The organism is Amycolatopsis sp. NPDC003861 (assembly GCF_053605405.1).
Genome location: NZ_JBSGJD010000034.1, coordinates 13,691 through 34,140, shown reverse-complemented (window position 1 = coordinate 34,140; position 20,450 = coordinate 13,691). Strand labels below are relative to the sequence as shown.

17 protein-coding genes are annotated in these 20,450 nt (G+C 71.7%); 6 read left to right on the top strand and 11 right to left on the bottom strand.

Annotated elements, in window-relative coordinates:
- Positions 1–71 precede the first annotated feature (71 nt).
- Both ACWEVN_RS11890 and ACWEVN_RS11885 read right to left on the bottom strand, forming a co-directional pair.
- Positions 72–2,321 carry an FtsX-like permease family protein gene (locus ACWEVN_RS11890; RefSeq protein WP_452051228.1) on the bottom strand — a complete coding sequence of 750 codons (2,250 nt, stop codon included), beginning with the start codon at positions 2,319–2,321 and terminating at the stop codon, positions 72–74.
- On the bottom strand, positions 2,318–3,019 hold the full coding sequence (locus tag ACWEVN_RS11885; RefSeq protein ID WP_310968426.1) for an ABC transporter ATP-binding protein: 702 nt from the start codon (positions 3,017–3,019) through the stop codon (positions 2,318–2,320). Before ACWEVN_RS11885 ends, ACWEVN_RS11890 begins: the two co-directional genes overlap by 4 nt.
- 172 nt (positions 3,020–3,191) lie before the next feature.
- Between ACWEVN_RS11885 and ACWEVN_RS11880 the strand changes: the two genes are divergently transcribed.
- From ACWEVN_RS11880 to ACWEVN_RS11870, 3 genes are read left to right on the top strand one after another with little or no spacing between them, the layout of a single operon-like run.
- Positions 3,192–4,991: a sensor histidine kinase gene (locus ACWEVN_RS11880; RefSeq protein ID WP_452051227.1), complete on the top strand. Its 1,800-nt coding sequence runs from the start codon at positions 3,192–3,194 to the stop codon at positions 4,989–4,991.
- Positions 4,988–5,638, top strand: a complete 651-nt coding sequence (locus ACWEVN_RS11875; protein ID WP_191313514.1) for a response regulator — start codon at positions 4,988–4,990, stop codon at positions 5,636–5,638. Before ACWEVN_RS11880 ends, ACWEVN_RS11875 begins: the two co-directional genes overlap by 4 nt.
- A gap of 23 nt (positions 5,639–5,661) precedes the next feature.
- On the top strand, positions 5,662–6,969 hold the full coding sequence (locus ACWEVN_RS11870; RefSeq protein WP_449683979.1) for an amidohydrolase family protein: 1,308 nt from the start codon (positions 5,662–5,664) through the stop codon (positions 6,967–6,969).
- On the opposite strand, the gene ACWEVN_RS11865 is transcribed toward ACWEVN_RS11870, so the two are convergent.
- From ACWEVN_RS11865 to ACWEVN_RS11845, 5 genes are all read right to left on the bottom strand, one after another.
- The gene (locus ACWEVN_RS11865) at positions 6,966–7,643 is read right to left on the bottom strand and encodes an SDR family oxidoreductase (protein WP_452051226.1); all 678 of its coding nucleotides are present in this window, start codon (positions 7,641–7,643) and stop codon (positions 6,966–6,968) included. The genes ACWEVN_RS11870 and ACWEVN_RS11865 overlap by 4 nt on opposite strands.
- Positions 7,640–9,274 carry a DUF7850 domain-containing protein gene (locus ACWEVN_RS11860; protein WP_452051225.1) on the bottom strand — a complete coding sequence of 545 codons (1,635 nt, stop codon included), beginning with the start codon at positions 9,272–9,274 and terminating at the stop codon, positions 7,640–7,642. Before ACWEVN_RS11860 ends, ACWEVN_RS11865 begins: the two co-directional genes overlap by 4 nt.
- 86 nt (positions 9,275–9,360) lie before the next feature.
- Positions 9,361–11,427, bottom strand: coding sequence for a PhoX family protein (locus ACWEVN_RS11855; protein WP_452051224.1), 2,067 nt, complete (start codon positions 11,425–11,427; stop codon positions 9,361–9,363).
- A gap of 111 nt (positions 11,428–11,538) precedes the next feature.
- Complete coding sequence (locus ACWEVN_RS11850; RefSeq protein ID WP_449683983.1) at positions 11,539–12,756, bottom strand: MFS transporter; 1,218 nt, start codon at positions 12,754–12,756, stop codon at positions 11,539–11,541.
- Entirely contained in the window at positions 12,746–13,204 is a 459-nt protein-coding gene (locus tag ACWEVN_RS11845) for a MarR family winged helix-turn-helix transcriptional regulator (protein WP_452051223.1), read from the bottom strand. The genes ACWEVN_RS11850 and ACWEVN_RS11845 overlap by 11 nt, the downstream gene beginning before the upstream one ends.
- 66 nt (positions 13,205–13,270) lie before the next feature.
- Between ACWEVN_RS11845 and ACWEVN_RS11840 the strand changes: the two genes are divergently transcribed.
- The gene (locus ACWEVN_RS11840) at positions 13,271–13,909 is read left to right on the top strand and encodes an HAD family hydrolase (protein WP_449683985.1); all 639 of its coding nucleotides are present in this window, start codon (positions 13,271–13,273) and stop codon (positions 13,907–13,909) included.
- On the opposite strand, the gene ACWEVN_RS11835 is transcribed toward ACWEVN_RS11840, so the two are convergent.
- The 4 genes from ACWEVN_RS11835 to ACWEVN_RS11820 form a co-directional block, all read right to left on the bottom strand.
- The gene (locus tag ACWEVN_RS11835) at positions 13,875–14,600 is read right to left on the bottom strand and encodes a hypothetical protein (RefSeq protein ID WP_452051222.1); all 726 of its coding nucleotides are present in this window, start codon (positions 14,598–14,600) and stop codon (positions 13,875–13,877) included. The two genes, ACWEVN_RS11840 and ACWEVN_RS11835, sit on opposite strands and share 35 nt — an antisense overlap.
- Positions 14,597–15,127, bottom strand: a complete 531-nt coding sequence (locus ACWEVN_RS11830) for an RNA polymerase sigma factor (protein ID WP_449683987.1) — start codon at positions 15,125–15,127, stop codon at positions 14,597–14,599. Before ACWEVN_RS11830 ends, ACWEVN_RS11835 begins: the two co-directional genes overlap by 4 nt.
- A gap of 91 nt (positions 15,128–15,218) precedes the next feature.
- On the bottom strand, positions 15,219–16,307 hold the full coding sequence (locus ACWEVN_RS11825; protein WP_310968415.1) for an inositol-3-phosphate synthase: 1,089 nt from the start codon (positions 16,305–16,307) through the stop codon (positions 15,219–15,221).
- A 72-nt stretch (positions 16,308–16,379) separates the two neighbouring features.
- Positions 16,380–16,925: a PadR family transcriptional regulator gene (locus ACWEVN_RS11820; protein WP_086679623.1), complete on the bottom strand. Its 546-nt coding sequence runs from the start codon at positions 16,923–16,925 to the stop codon at positions 16,380–16,382.
- 245 nt (positions 16,926–17,170) lie between these two features.
- On the opposite strand from ACWEVN_RS11820, the gene ACWEVN_RS11815 reads away from it, so the two are divergent.
- Positions 17,171–17,566, top strand: coding sequence for a DUF5318 domain-containing protein (locus tag ACWEVN_RS11815; protein ID WP_310968414.1), 396 nt, complete (start codon positions 17,171–17,173; stop codon positions 17,564–17,566).
- Between the two features lie 67 nt (positions 17,567–17,633).
- A complete protein-coding gene (locus ACWEVN_RS11810; protein WP_449683988.1) occupies positions 17,634–20,285 on the top strand; it encodes a transglycosylase domain-containing protein in 2,652 nt (883 codons plus the stop codon).
- The last annotated feature ends 165 nt before the right edge of the window (positions 20,286–20,450 follow it).

Here is a 20,450-nt window from a genome sequence, read left to right as displayed (position 1 = left end):
CCTGCGGAGAAAGTCCCCTTCAGCTCACTACCCCCGGTATCCGCCCCTCCCCCGACAGAGGGGCGAACGCCTTATTCGTCGGCCAGCGGCTCGGCCTGGACCCGCTTCAGCGCCGGTGTGCAGACCGACGCGCCGAGCAGGGCCACCCCGACCCCGAGCACGACCGGCGCCAGCAGCCACGGGCTGAGCACGATGCCGCGCGCGTCGACCATGCTGTAGAGCCCAACGCCGACGAGTACCCCGACGATTCCCGCGCCGATCGTGGCGACCAGCGCCGGCAGCGCGGCCTCCATCCGCAACGCCCTGGCCAGCACCCGCACCGGCGTGCCCGCGGCCATCAGCGCGCCGAACGTGCGGCGGCGGTCCATCACCGAGCCCGCGGTCGCGACCGCGGCGCTGCAGCCGGCCAGGACGCCCGCCGCGATCAGCCCGATCACGGTGACCCGGCGCAGGTCGCCGAGCTCGGTCTGCTGGTTGTACAGGTACTGGTCGCGGCTGCCGATCTCCGCGCCCGCCGCCGGGCCGGCCAAGGCCGTCCGGACGGTCTCGCGGTTCGCGTCGGTGGTCGGCGCGACGACGGTGTAGTCGGTCAGCTCGAGACCGTCCGGCAGCGCGGCCGGGTCGACGATCAGCGTGTCCGACAGGTCCGCGTCCCGGGGGTGCACGGCTTCCACCCGCGTCCCCGACTTCGCGGCCACCGCCGTCCCCTCCCAGTTCGTGGCGAACTTGTACTGGGCCAGGTCGATCGCCGAGTCGCCGAACACGGCCGGGCCGCCCGCGCAGTTCTCCGGGGTGAGCCCGTAGCGGGTCAGCTCGACGGCGTCGGCGCAGGTCATCACCAGCGCGCGGTGGCCGTACCGGTTGGGGGCCTGGCCCTTGACGAGGTAGACCTCGCCGACCGCGACCGCCTGCTCGTTCTGGCCGTACTTCCGCAGGGCGGCGTTGGCCTGGTCGACGATCGTGCCCGCGTGCCGGCCGTCGGCGTCGACGTAGAGCACGGAGTCGGCGTAGGACCGCCCGCCGCCGGCCATCGATTCGAACGTCGGCAGCAGCGTCAGCGCCATCGACCCGGCGAACACCGCCAGCACGATCCCGGCGGAGGCCCGGTAGGCACCCTTCGGGTCGTCACGCAGGCGGCGGCCGGCGAGCAGCGCGGACGGGCGCCGCCAGATCCGGACGAACGTGCCGCCGACCGCCGACGTCACCCACGGCCCGACGATCGCGGCCGAGCCGACCAGGAAGAACAGGCCCGCCATGACCAGCCCGATACCGCCGGTCTCCTGCACCGTCGTCACGGCGATGAGGAAGAACGCCCCGGCCGCGGGCAGGGCCAGCAGCCGCCACCAGTGCAGCGGCTTCTTCGTGTGGCCCCCGGTGGCGAACAGCGGGTTCTTCAGCACCCGGCGCAGGCCGAGGACGCCGGCGAGCACCACGAGCACCGGGATGGCCAGGACGATGAACACCGTCAGGCCGACCGGCAGCGCGAAGTCGGACGCCAGCCAGGTGCCGCCGGCCCACGGCACGAACGACGCGAGGCCGTGCAGCGCCGGGCTGATCAGCAGCCCGAGCAGCGCGCCGATGCCCGCGGACAACGTCGTCTCGGCGGCCACCATGTTCGTGACCTGCCCCGGCGTCGCCCCGGCCAGCCGGATCGCGGCCAGCCGCCGTTCCCGCCGGGCCGCGGTCAGCCGCGCCGACGACGCGACCAGCACCAGGCTCGGCACCAGCAGCACGATGATCCCGACCCAGGACAGCAGCATGAGCAGCGCGTCCGCGCTCGCCTTCCCGCTCGGGAACCCCGCCACCTGGGACACGTTCTCCGGCATCGCGTCCGGCGCGTGCCCGGTCAGCGCGACCAGCTGCTCCGGGAACCGGAGACCGTCTTCGCCGAGCGAGCCGACGGGCTTGCCGAACCGGTCGCCGACCTGCGCGGCCGGGTTGGCCTGCAGGAGCCGGCCGAGCGCGGGGGACACGACGGTCTCGCCGGGGCCGGGCAGCTGCGGCACGCCCGGCGGCAGCTTGACCGACCCGGCCGTCGCGCCGGGCGCCAGCGCGACGTCGACGCGGACGATCTGCTTGCCGTCGAAGTAGTCCTTCGACGCGTTGAAGAGCAGGTTGACCGGGCCGTCGGAGCCGCGGCTGTAGAACTGCTCGCCCTGCCAGAGGGCGCGCTGTTCGCGGTTCTGCGTGGCGAACGGCAGCGTCGCCAGCAGCAGCACCAGCCCGGTCGCGACGGCCACCCCGATCGCGGTGAGGATCGCCGACGTCCGGGTCCGCCGGTCGACCTTCAGCACCCGCAGGGCGATCTGGAGGGAGTTCACGCGGCCAGCCTCGCCGCGATCAGGCCGTCCCGGATGGCGACGGTCTTGGGCATCGACTCGGCCAGCTCGCGGTCGTGGGTCACCACGATCACCGCGGCCCCGGTCTCGTGGGCGGCGCCGAGCAGGGCGTCCATCGTGTCGCGGCCGGTGCGCGTGTCGAGCGCGCCGGTCGGCTCGTCGGCGAAGATGACCTTCGGCCGGTGGGTCAGCGCCCGGGCGATCGCGACGCGCTGGGCCTCGCCGCCGGACAGCTCGCCGGGACGGCGGCGCTCCTTGCCGGCCAGGCCGAGGCGGGACAGCCAGACGCGGCCGGCGTCGATGGCCTCCTTGCGCCCGAGCCCGGCCAGCAGCGACGGCAGCGCGACGTTCTCTTCGGCCGACAGCTCGGCCACCAGCATCCCCGACTGGAAGACGAACCCGAACTCGGTGCGGCGCAGTTCGCTGCGCTTCTTCTCGCCGAGGTGGTCGATCCGCTGCCCGGCCAGGAAGATCTGCCCGTCGTCGGCCCGGAGGATGCCGGCCAGGACGTGCAGCAGCGACGTCTTGCCCGAGCCGGACGGCCCGACGATGGCGACGGCGTCCCGCGGCTGGATGTCGATGTCGATGCCGGCCAGGGCGTGCTGGTTGCCGTAGCGCTTCACCAGCCCGCGGCCGGAGAGCACCGGGCCGTTCGTCGCGTGTGGAGTGTTCGGGTCCACGAGGTTCTCCCTGTCGGTCGGATCTTGATGCCGACGAGCCTCGCCGAAACCACGGGGTGTCCACTTCGGGCAGACGGCCAGTGACTGCCCCGGCCACCTCGGCCGATCGGCCGAGGGAGGGCGGGCCACTCGGCCAAGGTGCGGGCACCGGGGAATCACGTAACGTCACGTTGTGCCCGCCGCGCCCCTGCCGAAAACGCTGTACACCCGCGCCGCCGCCCTGGTGCGGCGCATCGGCGTGCCCGCCGCCGTGCTGTACGCCGCGCTGCTGTTCGACGTCATCTACACGACGCAGGCGGCACTCGACGAGCACGGCCCGCGCTTCGTCGACTTCGGCCTGCTGCCGGGCATTCTCGCGATGGTGGCGTGCGGCCTCTGGGCCCAGAAGCGCGCCGCGGTCGCCGGGGTGGCCGGCGGCGGGGTGCTGATCTTCTCCACCCTCTTCCTGCACGCGTTCCACATCCCGCCGTACTCCAGCGTGCTGCCGAAGGTGACGATCACCGAGGTCGTGGCCGGGGTGCTGATGGTCTACTACGTGGCCCGCCGGGCCCGGGCGGGCGTGGCGTTCTGCGTGGTCGGCTTCCTGGTCGTCGCGGGGCTCATCGCCGTCTTCGGCCGCTACGCCGGAGTCGGTGACATCGACAGCGGCACCGGCACCCAGGCGCTGCTGTTCGGCCTGCTGCTGCTCGTCGGGGCCCTGGTGCCGGCCATCGCGACCCGGGACCGCAGGCCGCAGGCCGATCCGCGGGTGCGGCGGCTGAACCGGGTGAACGAGCTGGCGATGGGGCAGTGGCCGCTGATGGGGCTGCTGGCGTTCGCGCTGCTGTTCGAGTTCGGCTACACGTATTCGAGCAACGCCCGCGGGTTCCCGATCCTGTTCTGTTCGCTGGTCGCGGCCGTCATCGCGGTGCTTTCGCCGCGGCGGCCCGCCGACGCGCTGCTCGGCCTCGCCGGGATCATGCTCGTCTCCGCGGTCGTCACGCCGTTCCTGAACCTGCGGTCCTACGACTACCAGATGCCGGGCGGGGTGCCGGCCGTGCAGGTGATCGCCGGCATGGGCGTGGTGGTGAACCTGACCCGCGCCCAGGGGCTGAGCCGGTCCTGGCCGCGGATCGCCGTGCTGTCGAGCGTGGTGGCGCTCGCCGCGATCCTCAACTCCTACCGGTCCCGGGGCCTGCAGACCGACCCGGAAACCTTGACGCTGCTGGCCTTCGCCGCGGCGCTGATGCTGGGCATCTCGATCGCCGTCGGCCTGATGCTGCGCTCGCGGGACGCCCAGCGCACCCAGGCCGTGCAGACGGCGGTGAGCGACGCGCAGACGGCCGAGCGGATGGCGCTGGCCCGCGAGCTCCACGACGTCGTCGCCCACCACGTCACCGGGATCGTCGTGCAGGCGCAGGCCGCGCGGATGATGGCCGAGAAGAAGCCCGAGATCGCGGTCGAGGCGATGGCCCGGATCGAGAACGCCGGCGTCGAGGCGCTCGCGGCGATGCGGCGGCTGGTCCGTTCGATGCGCGGCGACGCGCCCGCCGGGATGAGCGAGTTCAGCGAGCAGGCCACCACCGATCTCGGCGCGGACCTGCGGAAGCTCGTCGAGACCGCGAACCACGGCGTGCCGACGTCGATGCACCTCGACGTGCCGCCGGACCTGCCGCACGAGGTCGGCCGCTCGGCGCTGCGGCTGGTGCAGGAGTCGCTGACCAACGTCGGCAAGCACGCTTCGGGCGCGACCGAGGCGTTCGTCGTCGCCGAGGTGCAGGGAGATCAACTGCACCTGAGGGTGACGGACAACGGGCGGGAGACGGCGCACCGGCCGGCCGGCGGCTCGGGCGGCTACGGTCTGGTCGGCATGCGCGAACGCGTCGCGCTGCTCAAGGGCCGGTTGTCGGCCGGGCGGGATCCGGACGGCGGCTGGCGCGTCGAAGCTTGGCTGCCGCTGGCGGCCGGAGAAGACCAGGAAGGGGACGAGTGATCCGGGTACTGATCGCCGACGACCAGGAGATGGTGCGGATGGGTTTCCGCATGATCCTGGACGCGCAGGACGACATCGAGGTCGTCGCCGACGTCGCGGACGGCGTCTCGGCGGTCTCGAAGGCCCGCGAGCTGCGCCCGGACGTCTGCCTGCTCGACATCCGCATGCCCGGACTCGACGGCCTGGAGGTCACCCGGCAGCTGGCCGGCCCGGACGTGGCGGACCCGCTGAAGGTGGTCGTGGTCACGACGTTCGACCTCGACGAGTACGTCCACACGGCGCTGCGCAACGGCGCGTCCGGGTTCCTGCTGAAGGACGCGGGCCCGGCGCTGCTGATCGAGGCGGTCCGCGCGGCCGACCGCGGTGACGCGCTGGTGTCGCCGCAGATCACCGTGCGGCTGCTCAAGCACTTCAACGGCGGCGCGGTGAAGCCGCAGGCCGCCTCGCCGTCCGAGCCGCTGACGCCGCGGGAGCTGGACGTGCTGAAGGCCGTCGCGCGCGGGCTGACCAACACCGAGATCGGCGCGGAGCTGTTCATGTCGCTGTCGACGGTGAAGACGCACCTGGCGTCGGTGCAGAGCAAGATCGGCGCACGGAACCGGGTGGAGAGCGCGGCGTGGGCGTGGCGGAGCGGAGTCGTTTCGTGATTCCGGGTGCGTAGTATCCAGAGATGCAACGCCGTTTCCACGCCCCTGTCGTTCTCCCCGCCGACCCGTCCTGTTCGCTCCTCCGTGACGCGGTCGTCGACGTCGACGCCGATGGGCGCATTTCGTACTGCGGACCGGCGGCCACCGCCCCCGAATCCGCCGCACCGGTCACCACCCTGACCGGCATCCTGCTGCCCGGCCTGGTCAACACGCACGCGCACAGCCCGATGACGCTGCTGCGCGGCATGGGCGGCGACCTGCCGCTGCTGCCCTGGCTCAACGAGATCATCTGGCCGGCCGAGGCGAAGCTGCGCCCGGAGGACGTCCGCACCGGCATGCTGCTCGGCTCGGTCGAGATGCTGCGCCACGGCGTCACGACCAGCGCCGAGATGTACTTCGAAGGCGAGCAGCTGGTCGACGCGGTCCTCACCACGGGCGGCCGGGTGCTGGTGGCGCCCCCGGTGATGGAGCTGCCGGGCCTGGATTGGAAGGCCCAGCTGGCGGCGATCGAGCGCTGGATCGACACGGACGGCCTCCGCTTCGGCCACGGAGACCGCATCGAGCTCGGCTACGGCCCGCACTCGGCGTACATGCTGTCTTCCGACGGCTTGCGCGCGACGGCGGAGTCGGCTGCTTCGCGGGGCGCGTTGGTCCAGATCCACGTCGCCGAGGCGGCGGCGGAGGACACCGCGGTCCGCGCTTCCCATGGTTCGGTGCCGGCTTTGCTTCGTGAGCTGGGCATGCTCGACGGCCGGGTGCTGGCGGCGCACTCGATCCACCTGTCGGATTCGGACATCGCCCTGTACGCGGCCCACGGCGTCGGCATGGCCCACTGCCCGGGCTCGAACGCGAAGCTGGCGTCGGGCATCGCGCGAATCGCGGACCTGCGTGCGGCGGGGGTTTCGGTCGGTCTCGGCACCGACGGCCCGGCGTCCAACGACGACCTCGACCTGTGGGAAGAACTGCAGCTCGCGGCCATGTTCGCCCGCCTGGCGACGGGCGATTCGACGGTGCTGACGGCGGCGGACGTCTTCCTGCTGGCCACCCGGGGTGGGGCGGCCGCGCTGGGGCGGTCGGACATCGGTGCGTTGGAGCCGGGGCGGTGGGCCGACCTGGTGCACATCGATTTGGACGACCCGGCGTTCGCGTGCGGGCTGGACGTGCCGGACGCGCAGCTGCTGTCGAACCTCGTGTGGGCGGCGGGGTCGCGGCGGGTGCGGGACGTGTGGGTCGCGGGCGAGCAGGTCGTCGCCGACGGCGAGTCGACGAAGGTGGACCGGGCGAAGGTGCAGGCCGGCGTGGCCGAGACCGCCGCGCGGCTGCGGGCCTAACGCGGGCGGAGGATGATCTCCGTCGGGTGGGCGTCCGGGGTGGCTGACACCGCCGTCACCACCGCGGTGGCCACCGAGTCCGCCGTCAGCAGGTGGGACGTGTCGTACTCGCGGCCTTCGCCCGCGAAGATCGCCTGCTGCATCTCCGTGTCCGTGCGGCCCGGGTAGACCGACGTCACGCGGATGTCGCGCTCCTCCTCGCGGAGGACGTCGGCGAAGGCGCGGGCCGCGAACTTGCTCGCCGCGTACGGGGACCAGCCCGGGCGGGCGTTGAGGCCGGCTCCCGAGTTGATCACCACCACGTGGCCGCGGGCCGTGCGCAGGGCCGGGAGCAGCAGGCGGGTCAGCTCGACCACCGCCAGGGTGTTGACCTCGAAGTTCTCGCGCCACGCCGACGCCGACGCGTCCTCGATGCGGCCCAGGCGCGCGACGCCCGCCGAGTGGACCAGGACGTCCAGGGACGCGATGTCCGCGACCGCCGCCGCGAGGGAGGCCGGGTCCGTCAGTTCCACCGGCCACGGCTTCGCGTCCGGGAGCTCCTTCGCCAGCGCGGCGAGCGCGTCGGCGTCCCGGCCGCCGAGGAGGACCCGGTGGGTCGGGGCCAGCTGGTGGGCGATCGCCGCGCCGATTCCACGGGAGGCGCCGGTCACCAGGGCCAGGGGAAGATCCGTCATGACCTCACCGTAGCGGCGAACCCGGCGTCCACCGTGCGGTCTTCGCGCTTTCCGGCGCCGAGGGTGCGGGGGTCCGTGCAGCCGGACGCCGGGTCGACGTCGGAGTCGCGGGTGTCGTCGCCCGCGTCCTTGGCCGCCGGGTGGTGGCCGTCCGCGGTGAAGCACACCTGGTACGTGCCGTCCTCCAGGCCGTCGAAGCCGTACGAGCCGTCGGGGGCGGTGACCACGTTCGCGACTTCCTTGCCGCTCGCGTCCTTCAGCACCACCTTGACGCTCGCGAGGCCCGGCTCACCCGCGTCCTGCAGGCCGTTGCCGTCGGTGTCGGCCCAGGCGAAGTCGCCGATCCGGTTCGTCGGGGACAGCAGCCCGAGGTCCGCCGCGAAGTCCTCGTGGGACGGGCCGCCCACGGTGCGCGGCGCGGTGCAGCCGTCCGGGTCGGCGTCCGAATCGCGCTCTTCGCTGCCGGCGTCGCGGCGGGTCACGGTGAAGTCCGCCGGGACCGCGAAGCAGACCTGGTACGTGCCGTCCTTCAGCTTCTCGAAGCCGTACTTGCCCTGGTCGTCGGTCGTCGCGGTGCCGACCGTGCCGCCGGCGCCGTCCTTCAGCGTCACCTTGACCCCGGCGACGCCGGGTTCGTCCGGGTCCTGCAGGCCGTCGCGGTTGCGGTCGGCCCAGACGAAGTCGCCGATCTTCGCGATGGCCGGGGGCGGGAGCACGGTGATCGTCGCCGACGCCGTCTTGTCGCCGAGCGTGCCGCCCGGGTGGTGCACGCCGGTCACCTTCGCCGTGTTGACGTGCCCGCTGTCGGCCACCGTGAGGTCCGCGTGGTCGCAGGTCAGCTGCCGGTTCGCGCCCGCGGCCAGCGCGAACGGCTCGAACGACCCGGGGCACCACGGGTCCTGCACGGTGATCCCGGTGAGGTCCTGGGTGCCCTCGTTGGTCACGGTGATGCGGTAGTGCGCGGTCTCGCCCGCGGTCACCGTCGCGAACGACGCCCACGCGCCGGTCGCCGGGTTCTGCACTTCCTTCTTCACCGAGTAGGCCGCGAGCTGGAGGTCGACGCAGTCCCAGTACAGCCGGTCGAGGGTGGTCGTGGCGAAGAACTTCACCGCGGTCGCCTTCGGGGGCGCCGTCGCCGCCGGGAAGTTCTGCCGCACCAGGGTGTCGTCGCCGACGTAGTGGTCGGCGACCAGTTTGGTCTCCTGCACCTGCGTGCCGGTGGCGTCGAAGAACCGCAGGCCGGTGCCGGGTTCGTACCGCGGCGCGCGCGAAGCGGTCCAGACGCTGAGCGTGTAGACGCCGCCCGGGACGAACCGTTCGGTCTGGTAGGCGGTGCTGGTCTTGCCGTCCGGCGTCTGGATAGCCGCCGACCGCTGCCCGTCGACGGCGTACTGCTGCTCCGTCGCCAGCTTCGGCACCTTCGCGGCCGGCGTGCCGGGCGGGACCGGGGCGGCGGGGGCGAACACGTACCCGTCCGGGGCGCCGTTGCGGGCCGCGAGCTCGACGCTCGGGTTCGCCGCGAGCCCGCCGCAGACCGGCGGCGCGTCCTCGGCGACGGACGCGGACGCGGGCACGACCGCCGCGGCGATCGCCACCACCGCCACCGCCGCCGTGCGCCCCGAGAAGATCACCTCTCGACTATGGCGCGCGGACCGGGCCCGCACCGGCCGAAGACCGTCCACTTAAGAGTGAACCTCGGCGGGTGCGGGCCGGTGCGTCAGCGTTCGCCGATGCGGCCGGGCAGCCCGAAGCGGCCCTTCTTCCACACCGAGACGATGGCCGGCCGCGGCTGCGCGGTGCCGCCGTCCGGCCAGTGTGACGTCGGGTTCGCCGAGCTCGCCGCGTTCTCACCCGGGTGCTGGACGGCGACGAGCACCAGGTTGTCGGTCACGACCGGGCCGCACGTCTCGGCGCCGACCGGCACCGACAGGAACTGCTTGACGTGGCCGCGCTCCGGGCCGGTGACCGGCACCGAGAACAGGCCGTCGTTCGCGCCGAGCGCGTTGCCGTCGGTGGAGATCCACAGGTTGCCGTGCCGGTCGAAGGCCACGTTGTCCGGGCAGGAGATCGGGCTGACCTGGTCCTTCGGGAACCCGCCGAAGTAGGTGTCCGCCGCCTTCGGGTCGCCGCAGACCAGCAGCAGCCGCCAGGCGAACTTCGTCGACGCCGCGTCGCCGCGGTCCTCTTCCCACTCCAGGACGTGACCGTTCTTGTTGCCGTTGCGCGGGTTGACCTCGTCGACGCCGGCCTTGCCCGCCGCGCCGCGGTCGCTGTTGTTGGTCAGCGCCGCGTAGACCCGGCCGTTGACCGGGTTCGGCTCGATGTCCTCCGGCCGGTCCATCTTCGTGGCGGCCACCTTGTCCGCGGCCTGGCGGGTGAAGACGTAGACCTCTTCGGCGGTGAAGCCGTCCACAAAGGACTTGTTGCCGGCGGCCAGCGGGATCCACTCGCCGCGGCCGTCGAACTCGCCGTCGGCCGGGAGCTTGCCCGTGCCGTCGATCTCCGCGGCCGGGCTGTCGCCGGTGAAGCGGCCGACGTACAGCGTGCCCTCGTCGAGCAGCGCCGAGTTGTGCCGCCGCGCGTGGGCGCTGTGGCCCGGCTTGTACTTGCCCTTGGAGACGAACTTGTAGATGTACTCGAAGCGGCTGTCGTCGCCGGAGTAGACGGCGACCCGGCCGTCGGCGGTGATCTTGATGTTCGCGGCCTCGTGCTTGAAGCGGCCGAGCGCGGTGTGCTTGACCGGCGTCGAGTTCGGGTCGTTCGGGTCGATCTCGACGACCCAGCCGAACCGGTTCGGCTCGTTGGGCTCCTGCGCGACGTCCCAGCGCTTGTCGAAGCGCTCCCACTTGCGGGTGCTCGTCCCGGTGCCGACGGTGTAGCGCTTGAGCCGCGCCGCCGCGACCGGGTCGGTGACCTGGTCGGAGTTGGCGAAGTACTGGTCGAAGTTCTCCTCGCCGGAGAGCACCGTGCCCCACGGCGTCACGCCGCCGGAGCAGTTGTTCTGCGTGCCGCGGACCTTGCGGCCGGTCGGGTCGGCCGACGTCTTGAGGAACTTCGAGCCGGCGGCCGGGCCGCGGACCTCGAAGATCGTGTCGAGGGTGATCCGGCGGCCGTAGCGGCTCGGGACGACCTCCAGGCCGCCGTGGATCGGGTCGCGGCGGGCCTGCAGCACCGAAAGGCCGTGCGCCGCCCAGGCGATCTTCGCCTGCTCCTCGGTCGGGTTGGCCGGGTCGTACTGGTCGGCCGGGAACATGTGGACCTCGGTCGTGTACTCGTGGTTGACCACGAGCAGGTTCGACAGGCCCAGCGGGTCCTGCGGGATCAGGCCGACGAAGTCGTTGTTGTACCCGAACTGCTTGGCCTGCGCGGCCGCGGTCTGCTTGGTGAAGTCGAACTTCGGCGCGCCCGCGACGACCGGGTCGCCCCAGCGGACGACGACGCGCTGGGCGTACCCGTCGGGGATGCTGACCGCGTCGAGCTTGTTCGGCGGGACCGGCGTGAAGTCGGTGCCCGGGACCGGACGCGGCCGGGGCTGCGGCTTCCGGAGCGGCGAGGCCGCCGCCGTCCCGGACAGGGCGGCGAACCCGCCCGCGGCGGCGGCCATCACGGCACCGGCCTTGAACACCCGGCGGCGCGAGATGTCCTTGACGACGTCGCCGAAGTACTCGTTCCCGGATTCGTTGGCCTCCGGGTGGGCGCAGGCGTTGCCGCAGCGGTACTCACAGGTGACCGGGGAACGGCCGCCGGGGTGGACGGGCAGCAGGGGAAGCAGGCGGTCGGGCACGAGGCCTCCATGGTGGGAGTTCGGGAACGAACCGACCGTAAGCTTCCCAAACCAGCCATTCACGACATACAGGTGAACGGCGGGTGTATTGCTGCTCCGTACGGGTGTGACTCAGAACTCTTCGCCGACGAGGACCGCTTCCTTCGGCAGCGTGTGCGGGTCCGCCTTCTTCTCCCGCAGCGAGAGCAGCGCCCCCGCGACGACGCACAGCACGGCCGAGGCGACGAACGGCGCCTGCGGCGAGCCGAACCACTCGGCGACGTGCCCGACGAGCGTCGCGGCGACCGCGCCACCCAGCCAGCGGCAGAAGTTGTAGCCCGCGCTGGCGACCGGGCGCGGCGCGTCGCTGATCGACATCGCGGTGCCGGTGAACAGCGTGTTCAGCAGGCCCGACACCAGCCCGGAGACGACGATCCCGGCGACCAGCACCGGCTTGCTCGGCACGGCGAGGACCAGCATCAGCACGGCGTACCCGAAGACGGCGGCCGCGGCGGCGTGCCGCTCACCGAGCCGGGCGGCCAGCCGCGGCGCGAGGGCGACCCCGGCGACGGCGACGCACAGGCCCCAGCCGCAGAACACCAGGCCGACGGCGATCGCGCTCCAGCCGAGGACGAACGGCGACCAGGCCAGCACGGCGAAGAACGCGGCGGTGTACAGCGCCGAGGCGACGGAGGTGCGCAGCAGGCCGGTGTGCTTGAGCGCGCGCAGCGGGTCGAGCAGCTTGATCGGCGACCGCTGCTCGTGCTTGTCGCTCTTGAGGAACACCGCGCACAGCACGAGCGCGCCGGCCATCAGGATCGCGGTGCCGAGGAACGGGCCGCGCCACGAGATGCTGCCGAGCAGCGCGCCCAGCAGCGGGCCGACCGACAGGCCGACGCCGAGGGCGGCTTCGTAGAGCAGGATCGCGCCGGACTGGCCGCCGGTCGCGGCGCCGACGATCACCGACAGCGCGGTCGCGATGAAGAACGCGTTGCCCAGGCCCCAGACCGCGCGCAGCCCGACGAGCTGCTCGATCGACCCGGCGGCCGCGCACAGGGCGGTGGCCGCGACGATCAGCGTCAGCCCGACGAGCACCGTGCGCTTGGCGCCGAAGCGGGCGCTCGCCGCGCCGGTGACCAGCATCGCGACGACCTGGACGCCGAGGTAGGACGAGAAGAGCAGGGTGACCTGGGACGGCGTCGCGTCCAGGCCCTTGGCGATGGACAGCAGGATCGGGTCGACCAGGCCGATCCCCATGAAGGCGATGACCGCGGCGAACGCGGTGATCCACACCTGCTTCGGCTGGCCCTTGACCGCGTCCAGCAGGCTCGAGTGGTGTTCAGCGCTCATCGCTGATCAGTTCCTCCTTCTTGGTGTCAATGAGCAACTTGGCGAGAGCGGGCAGGGCGGCATCGATCGCTGCGCGGTCGGTTTCGTCCATCGCGATGAGCCGCTCGCGGAGGAACTCCTCGCGAGCCGTCACCAGTTCGGCGTAAAAGCGCAGGCCCTCGTCGGTGACTTCGACCAGCACCGCGCGGCCGTCGGCGGGGTCCGGGCGGCGGGTCGCGAGGCCGAGCCGTTCGAGCCGGCCGACGACGTCGGTCATCGACGGCAGCCGCACCCCTTCGAACTCGGCCAGCGCGGACATCCGCCGCGGACCGCCGTTGACCAGCTCACTCAGCACCGAACCCTGGGTGAGGGTCAGCGTCAGCTGCGGGGTCTGGCGGCGGACCTGGTGGTAGAGCCGGAAGACCAGCGGCCGCAGCCGGTGGGCGAGATCGGTGATCGCGGAAGTCACTTAGCTAGGCTAACAAAAATTAGTAAGGGTGGCTAAGTAAGTCCGCTCACAGGTTAGGCTCGGGCCATGGACGCGGTGATCTTCGACCTCGACGGCGTACTGGTGGACTCCGAGCGGATCTGGGACGAGGTGCGGCGCGCGGTCGTCGCCGAGCACGGCGGCACCTGGCGCGAGGAGGCGACCCGGGCGCAGCAGGGGATGAGCACCCCGGAATGGGCCCGCTACCTGGTGGAGGAGCTGGGCGCGCGGACCACCCCGGCCGAGATCGCCACGCTGGTGGTCAAGCGGATGGCGGCCCGGTACGCCGCGGAACCGCCGCTGATCCCGGGCGCGGTGGACGTCGTCCGGCAGGTGTCGGCGCGGTGGCCGGTGGCGATCGCGAGCTCGTCGCCGGTGATCCTGATCAAGGGGTTCCTGGACGTGACCGGCCTGCCGGTCGGGGCGGCGGTGTCGTCCGAGCAGGTCGGGGCGGGCAAACCCGCACCGGACGTCTACCTGCGGGCGGCCGAGCTCCTGGGCGTGGCCCCGGAGGACTGCGCGGCCGTCGAGGACACGACGAATGGGCTGCGGTCGGCCCTGGCGGCGAAGATGGCGGTGTACGCGGTACCGAACCCGCATTTCCCGCCGGATCCCGAGGTATTGGGGCAGGCCACGGCCGTGGTGGAGAAGATCACCGGCTTGCCGGGAGCGCTTGGGTTGGGTTGATCTCGAAGCGGACCGGCGGCGACCCGGGCTGCACGTCGGCGAGGAACACGTGGTCGCGGCCCAGGGTGCCGACCTCCTTGGCCGGGCTCAGGTCGCCGGCCGCGCTGTAGAGGCGCAGCACCCGCACCGTCGGGTCGACGAGGAGGACGGCCTTGCCCGCCGGCAGCGGGCCGCCGTCCTTGCCCACGTACCCGGCCCGGACGACCCCGTCCGACCGCGGGACGCACGACGGCGACTCGATGCCGAACTGCGAGCCGGGGCCGCCGTGGGTGGTGCCCTTGAGGAACGTCTCGACGCAGAACCACGGCTGCCCCGCCGGACCGGCCGGGTTGACCGCGTACGACGTCCAGGCGTTCGTCTGGCCCGCGAAGTCGGTGAGCGCCACCGGCTCGTCCCCGCCGACCAGGTTCTCCGGCGAGATCACGGGCTCGGCGAGCACCAGCTCCTGCCCCGGCTGCGTCGCGGGCTGCGGCGGCGGGGGCTGGGCCGTGTTGACCTGGGTGGCCAGCAGCACGCTGGTCAGCACGACCAGGACGGCGGCCAGCGGAGCCACCCAGACGGCGGCCCGGCGGCGGCGCGACGGCCGCCGCTGCCGGCGCCGCTGTTCCAGCCAGGCGGACTCGAGGTCGGGCGAGACCTCCCGGGCCTGTTCGCGCAGTGCTTCGGCCAGCTTGCGTTCGAGGTCGGTCATCGCTCACCTCCCAGGTCGTCCCCCAGGTGCTTGCGCAGGTTCTCCATCGCGTGGTGCGTCGTCGCCTTGACCGTGCCCGGCGAGATGCCCAGCGTTTCCGCGATGGCCGCCGTGCTCAGGTCCAGCCAGTACCGCAGCACGAGGACCTCGCGCTGCCGCCGGGACAGCCGCGTCAGCACCGCCCGCAGCTGCTGGTGCTCCCAGTTGGCGACTGCCCGGACCTCGGCCGACAGCTCGTCCGGCGGCCGCTCCTGCGGGGTCCGCCGGACGACGCGCAGGTGCCGGGTCCGCGACCGCGACATGTTCACCACGGTCGTGCGGAGGTAGCCCGCCACGCGCGTGTGGTCGGTCAGGGTGTCCCAGCGCTGGTGGAGCTTGACGAACGCCTCCTGCGCGACGTTCTCCGCGTCGTCCGCGCCGAGCAGGTGGGCCAGCCGGGTCATCTGCCCGAAGTACTCGCGGAACAGGTCGTGGAAGGTCGGCGCGCCCAGGTCCCCCGGCACGCTCTCGCCCACACTCGCACTCACACCCCGCCAACGCCTGCCCCGCCCCACCGGTTTAGTGCAACACGCGAAGAAGGCCGCCACCAGCGGTGACGGCCTCCTCCGACGACAGGTCCTACCGCTCGACCTCGCCGCGGATGAACTTCTCGACGGCGTCGCGGGCGGTCGCGTCGTCGTACTGCTCCGGCGGCGACTTCATGAAGTAGGACGACGCCGACAGGATCGGGCCGCCGATGCCGCGGTCGAGCGCGATCTTCGCGGCGCGCACGGCGTCGATGATGATGCCCGCCGAGTTCGGCGAGTCCCACACCTCGAGCTTGTACTCCAGGTTCAGCGGCACGTCGCCGAACGCGCGGCCCTCGAGCCGGACGTAGGCCCACTTGCGGTCGTCGAGCCACTGCACGTAGTCCGACGGTCCGATGTGGACGTTGCCCTTGCCCAGCTCGCGGTCGACCTGCGAGGTGACGGACTGGGTCTTGGAGATCTTCTTGGACTCGAGCCGCTCGAGCTCCTTCATGTTCAGGAAGTCCATGTTCCCGCCCACGTTGAGCTGCATCGTCCGGTCGAGCTGGACGCCGCGGTCCTCGAACAGCTTCGCCAGCACGCGGTGCGTGATGGTGGCCCCGACCTGTGACTTGATGTCGTCACCGACGATCGGGACGCCGGCGTCGGTGAACTTCTGCGCCCACTCGGGGTCGGAGGCGATGAACACCGGCAACGCGTTGACGAACGCCACGCCGGCGTCGATCGCGGCCTGGGCGTAGAACTTGTCGGCCACCTCGGAGCCCACCGGCAGGTACGACACGAGCACGTCGGCCTGCGCTTCGCGCAGCGCGGCGACGACGTCGACCGGGGTCTCGTCGGACTCCTCGATCGTCTCGCGGTAGAAGCGGCCGAGCCCGTCGTGGGTGTGGCCGCGCTGGACGGTGACGCCGAGCGGCGGCACGTCGGCGATCTTGATGGTGTTGTTCTCGGAGGCGAAGATCGCCTCGGACAGGTCGCGGCTGACCTTCTTGGCGTCCACGTCGAACGCGGCGACGAACTCGATGTCGCGGACGTGGTAGCCGCCGAAGTCGACGTGCATCAGACCGGGGACGCGGGTGGCCGGATCCGCGTCGCGGTAGTACTGGACACCCTGGACCAGCGACGCCGCACAGTTGCCGACGCCCACGATGGCCACCCGTACGCGGCGGTTCTCGCCCATGGGGGTTTCTCCTTCAATCCGTGTCTGTTCAGTAGGTCTGGTGCCGCGACGCTGCGGCCCGGGCCGGGCGGCTCAGGTCTCCGGACCCTGCCGTTCGGCTTGTTCGTGCGCGATCAGCTCGTTGAGCCAGCGCACCTCCCGCTCGCTGGTCTCCAGCCCCAGCCGGTGCAGCTCGCGGGTGTAGCGATCGATCTTCTCCTCGGCCCTGGCCAGCGCCGCCCGCATGCCCTCACGGCGTTCCTCGACACGGCGGCGGCGGCCCTCGAGGATCCGCATCCGCACGTCGGCCGGGGTCCGCGAGAAGAAGGCCAGGTGGACGCCGAAACCTTCGTCGTCCCAGGTCTGCGGCCCGGCGTCGCCGAGCAGCTCACCGAAGCGCTCCTTGCCCTCCGCGGTGAGCTTGTAGACCCGGCGCCCGCGCCGCGACCACGCCCGGTCGTCGGCCTCGTCCAGCTCCTCGACCAGGTACCCGGCCCGCAACAGCTTCCGCAGGGTCGGGTACAGCGAGCCGTACGAGAACGTCCGGAACGTGCCGAGCGTCTCGTGCAGCCGCTTGCGCAGCACGTACCCGTGCATGGGCGCTTCGTGCAGAAGACCGAGGATCGCGAACTCCAGCACACCGCACCCCCTTTCGGGAACAAACCGAGACCACCCGCGTTGCTCCGAACGAGCGCCTCGATCCAACCTACTCAGCCACTATATCGCGCCGATACATCGAAGTGGCGAAGCTAACCTCTGCTCACTACCCATCAGGGTCGAAATTCACCGGAGAGTTATCGAACGTCCGGCGTGTCCGCCCCGGTCCCGGGCTTGCGGGCGCTAGGGGGCGTGGACGACACAGCAAGAGCCCGTACTCTGTCCTCGTGATTAACCAGCGGCAGGTCGTGGACTACGCGCTGCAGCGCCGTGCGCTGCTGGCCGAAGTCCGCTCCGGGCGCGTCGGCAGCCACGAGGCCTGCGACGCGAGCCCGTACCTGCTGCGAGCGGCGAAGTTCCACGGCCGGGACGGCGACCAGCCCTGCCCGATCTGCCGCCAGGAGCCGCTGACCCTGGTGTCCTGGGTGTACGGCGACGAGCTCAAGCACGTGGCGGGCTCGGCCAGGACACCGGAAGAGCTGGCCCGGATGGCGGGCTCGTTCGCCGAGTTCACCGTGTACGACGTCGAAGTGTGCCGGGCATGCCACTGGAACCACTTGGTCCGGTCATACGTCCTGGGCACAGGGGAACCGGCGGGTCCGCGAAGGACCGCGGGCCGGTGAGCCACCGTACGACCATCGCAACACGCAGGTCAGACCCCCTGCGGGGACTGATCCGGGAGGACCGTCCGTGACCGACGACAACCGCTCCTGGCCCAACCAGGAGCCAGACGCACCCCGTCGCGCCCCATGGCCGGGTGAAGACGCGGGACCGGCGTGGCCCGGTGAGTCGCCCCGGCGCGCCACCCCGCCCCGCGGCAACCCCGGGCAGGGCGGCCCGGCCTGGCCCGCCGGCGACGAGGGCGGCCGGCAGTGGCCCGCCGACCAGCCACGACGTCCGCAGGCGCCACGCGGCCAGAGCGGCGCGTCCGACCGGCGCCAGCCGCCCGGACGGCGTCCCGGCGGCCCGCCCGGCTCGCCGCCGCAGGGGTTCCGGCAGCCTCCGCCGGCCGGACGGCGTCCGGACCCGGAACCCGAACGTGAGCCGGATCTCATCACCCACCACGCGCACAACGGGACCGAGGACGCCTACGAGCCGTACGACGACGACCGCTTCGACGAGTTCGCCGACGACGTCGGGCCCCAGGAGGAGCTCGACGAGAAGGGCCGCAAGGTCCTCACCCCGGCGCAGCGGAAGAAGCGCCGCTGGAAGATCATCCGGCGGGTCGCCTACGCGTGCGTCGGCGTCTTCTTCGTCGTTCCGGCGATCGCGTTCGTGATCACCTACTTCATGGTCGACGTGCCGACACCGGAGAGCGTCGCGGCGCTGCAGAGCCAGCCGGTGACCTACTACTACAACGACGGCAAGACGGTGATGGGCAAGTCCCTGCCCAAGGGCGGCGACCGGCAGCTGGTCAAGCCGGGCGAGATCCCCGACGTCGTCAAGCACGCCGTGTACTCGGCCGAGGACGCGACGTTCGAGACCAACTCGGGCTTCGACTTCACCGGCATCCTGCGCGCGGTCTTCAACCAGGCGACCGGTGGCCAGGGCGGTGGTTCGACCATCTCCCAGCAGTACATCAAGAAGGCCACGGAGAACGACGCGCCGACGCTCACCCGCAAGTGGACCGAGCTGGCCAAGTCGTTCAAGATGAACAACCAGGAGTCCAAGGAAGAGATCATCACGGGCTACCTGAACATCATCTACTTCGGACGCTCGGCGAACGGGATCCAGGCGGCCGCGAAGGCCTACTTCAACAAGGACGTCAAGGACCTCAACGCGTCCGAGGCGGCGCTGCTCGCGGGGCTCATCCAGGGCCCGAGCAAGTCGGAGAACCAGGAGTACGCCCAGCGCCGCTGGAACTACGTGATGGACCAGATGGTGGCCAACAAGTGGCTGCGGGCCGACGAACGCGCGGGCGCGCAGTTCCCGACGCCGGTCCCGAAGGCGGCCAAGGACACCAACCAGTCGATGTCGTTCCACATCCAGCAGCGGATCGACGACGAGCTGGCGGACGAGGGCTACGACAGCGCCAAGCTGCACGCGACCGGCGCCAAGGTCTACACCACGATCGATCCGAAGGCCCAGAAGGCGGCCGAGGACGCGGTCGCGGACAAGATGAAGGGCCAGACCGACGACCGGCTGCTCAGCGCGCTGGTCGCGGTGAGCCCGAAGACCGGTGGCGTCCTCGCCTACTACGGCGGCCCGGACATCGTGAAGAACGCGGAGGGGAAGGACCAGACCGGTCAGGACCGGGCCAACCAGGCGCGGAACCCGGGTTCGTCGTTCAAGGCGTTCGACCTCACCGCGTACCTGAAGATGGGCAAGGGCCTCGGCGACACCTTCGACGGGTCCAACAACCGGAAGTTCGGCAACCCGCCGAAGACCATCCGCAACGCGGGCGAGAGTTCCAGCTGCGGCCCGCAGTGCACCGTCGCCACGGCGATGGAGATCTCGGCGAACACCGTGTTCTACGACATGGTCTACAACATCACGAAGCCGGCGAAGGTGGCCGCGGCCGCCAACGAAGCCGGCGTGCCGACGTCGCCGCAGATGAGCCAGGACATCAACATCGCGCTCGGCGGTGGCGCCACCGTGGCCACGCCGGAGGCCATGGCCGCGGGGTACGCCACCTTTGCCGGCGACGGCATGCAGCGTCCGGCCCACTTCGTCGCCAAGCTGACCAACGCCCAGGACGAGGTCGAGTTCGACGAGAGCAAGTACCAGGCCAAGCCCGCGTTCGACAGCGACGCGCAGAAGACCGCGCAGATCGCCGGCAACGTGACCACGGCGCTCGGCCCGGTCATCAAGCACTCCAACCTGGATTGCCCGGCCGGTCACCAGTGCGCCGGCAAGACCGGTACGCAGCAGTACGACCCGCGCGACGGCGACCCCGCCTCGTACAAGGACCGCAACGCCCAGACCTGGATGGTCGGCTACACGCCGTCGGTCTCGGCCGCGGTCTGGGTCGGCGGCGACGGCAACATCCCGCTGCACGACAACAAGAACAAGCCGATCTTCGGTAGCACCATCTCCGGGCCCATCTGGGAAGAGTTCATGAAGAACTACCTGGACGGGGCCCCGCCGGAGAAGTTCAACAAGGTCGACCCGATTGGCAAGGACGTCAACGACGTCACCACGACGCAGTCGAAGCCCTCGGACACGCCGTCGAACACCCCGACCTCGACGCCGTCCGAGACGCCCACGACGACGCCCACCGAGACCGAGACGGAGACCGAGACGACGCGGACGGGCCGGCCGACGCGGCCGGGTCCGGGCGGGTCCACCCCGCCGCTGCCCGGCGACGGGCTCGCCCGGCCACCGGGCGCCGGAGAAGGCTGATCGGAGGCCCCGCACCGTTCCCGGTGCGGGGCCTTCGCCGTTTCGGTGAACCACCGCCGCCCGTGGTCCGTGTGGAGTGTCGAGGGGTCTGCGCCCGCAGCCCACTTGCGTACCCGAGGACGGCCCCGTGTACACCGACCGAAATCGCTCGAGGTCCGGCCGGAG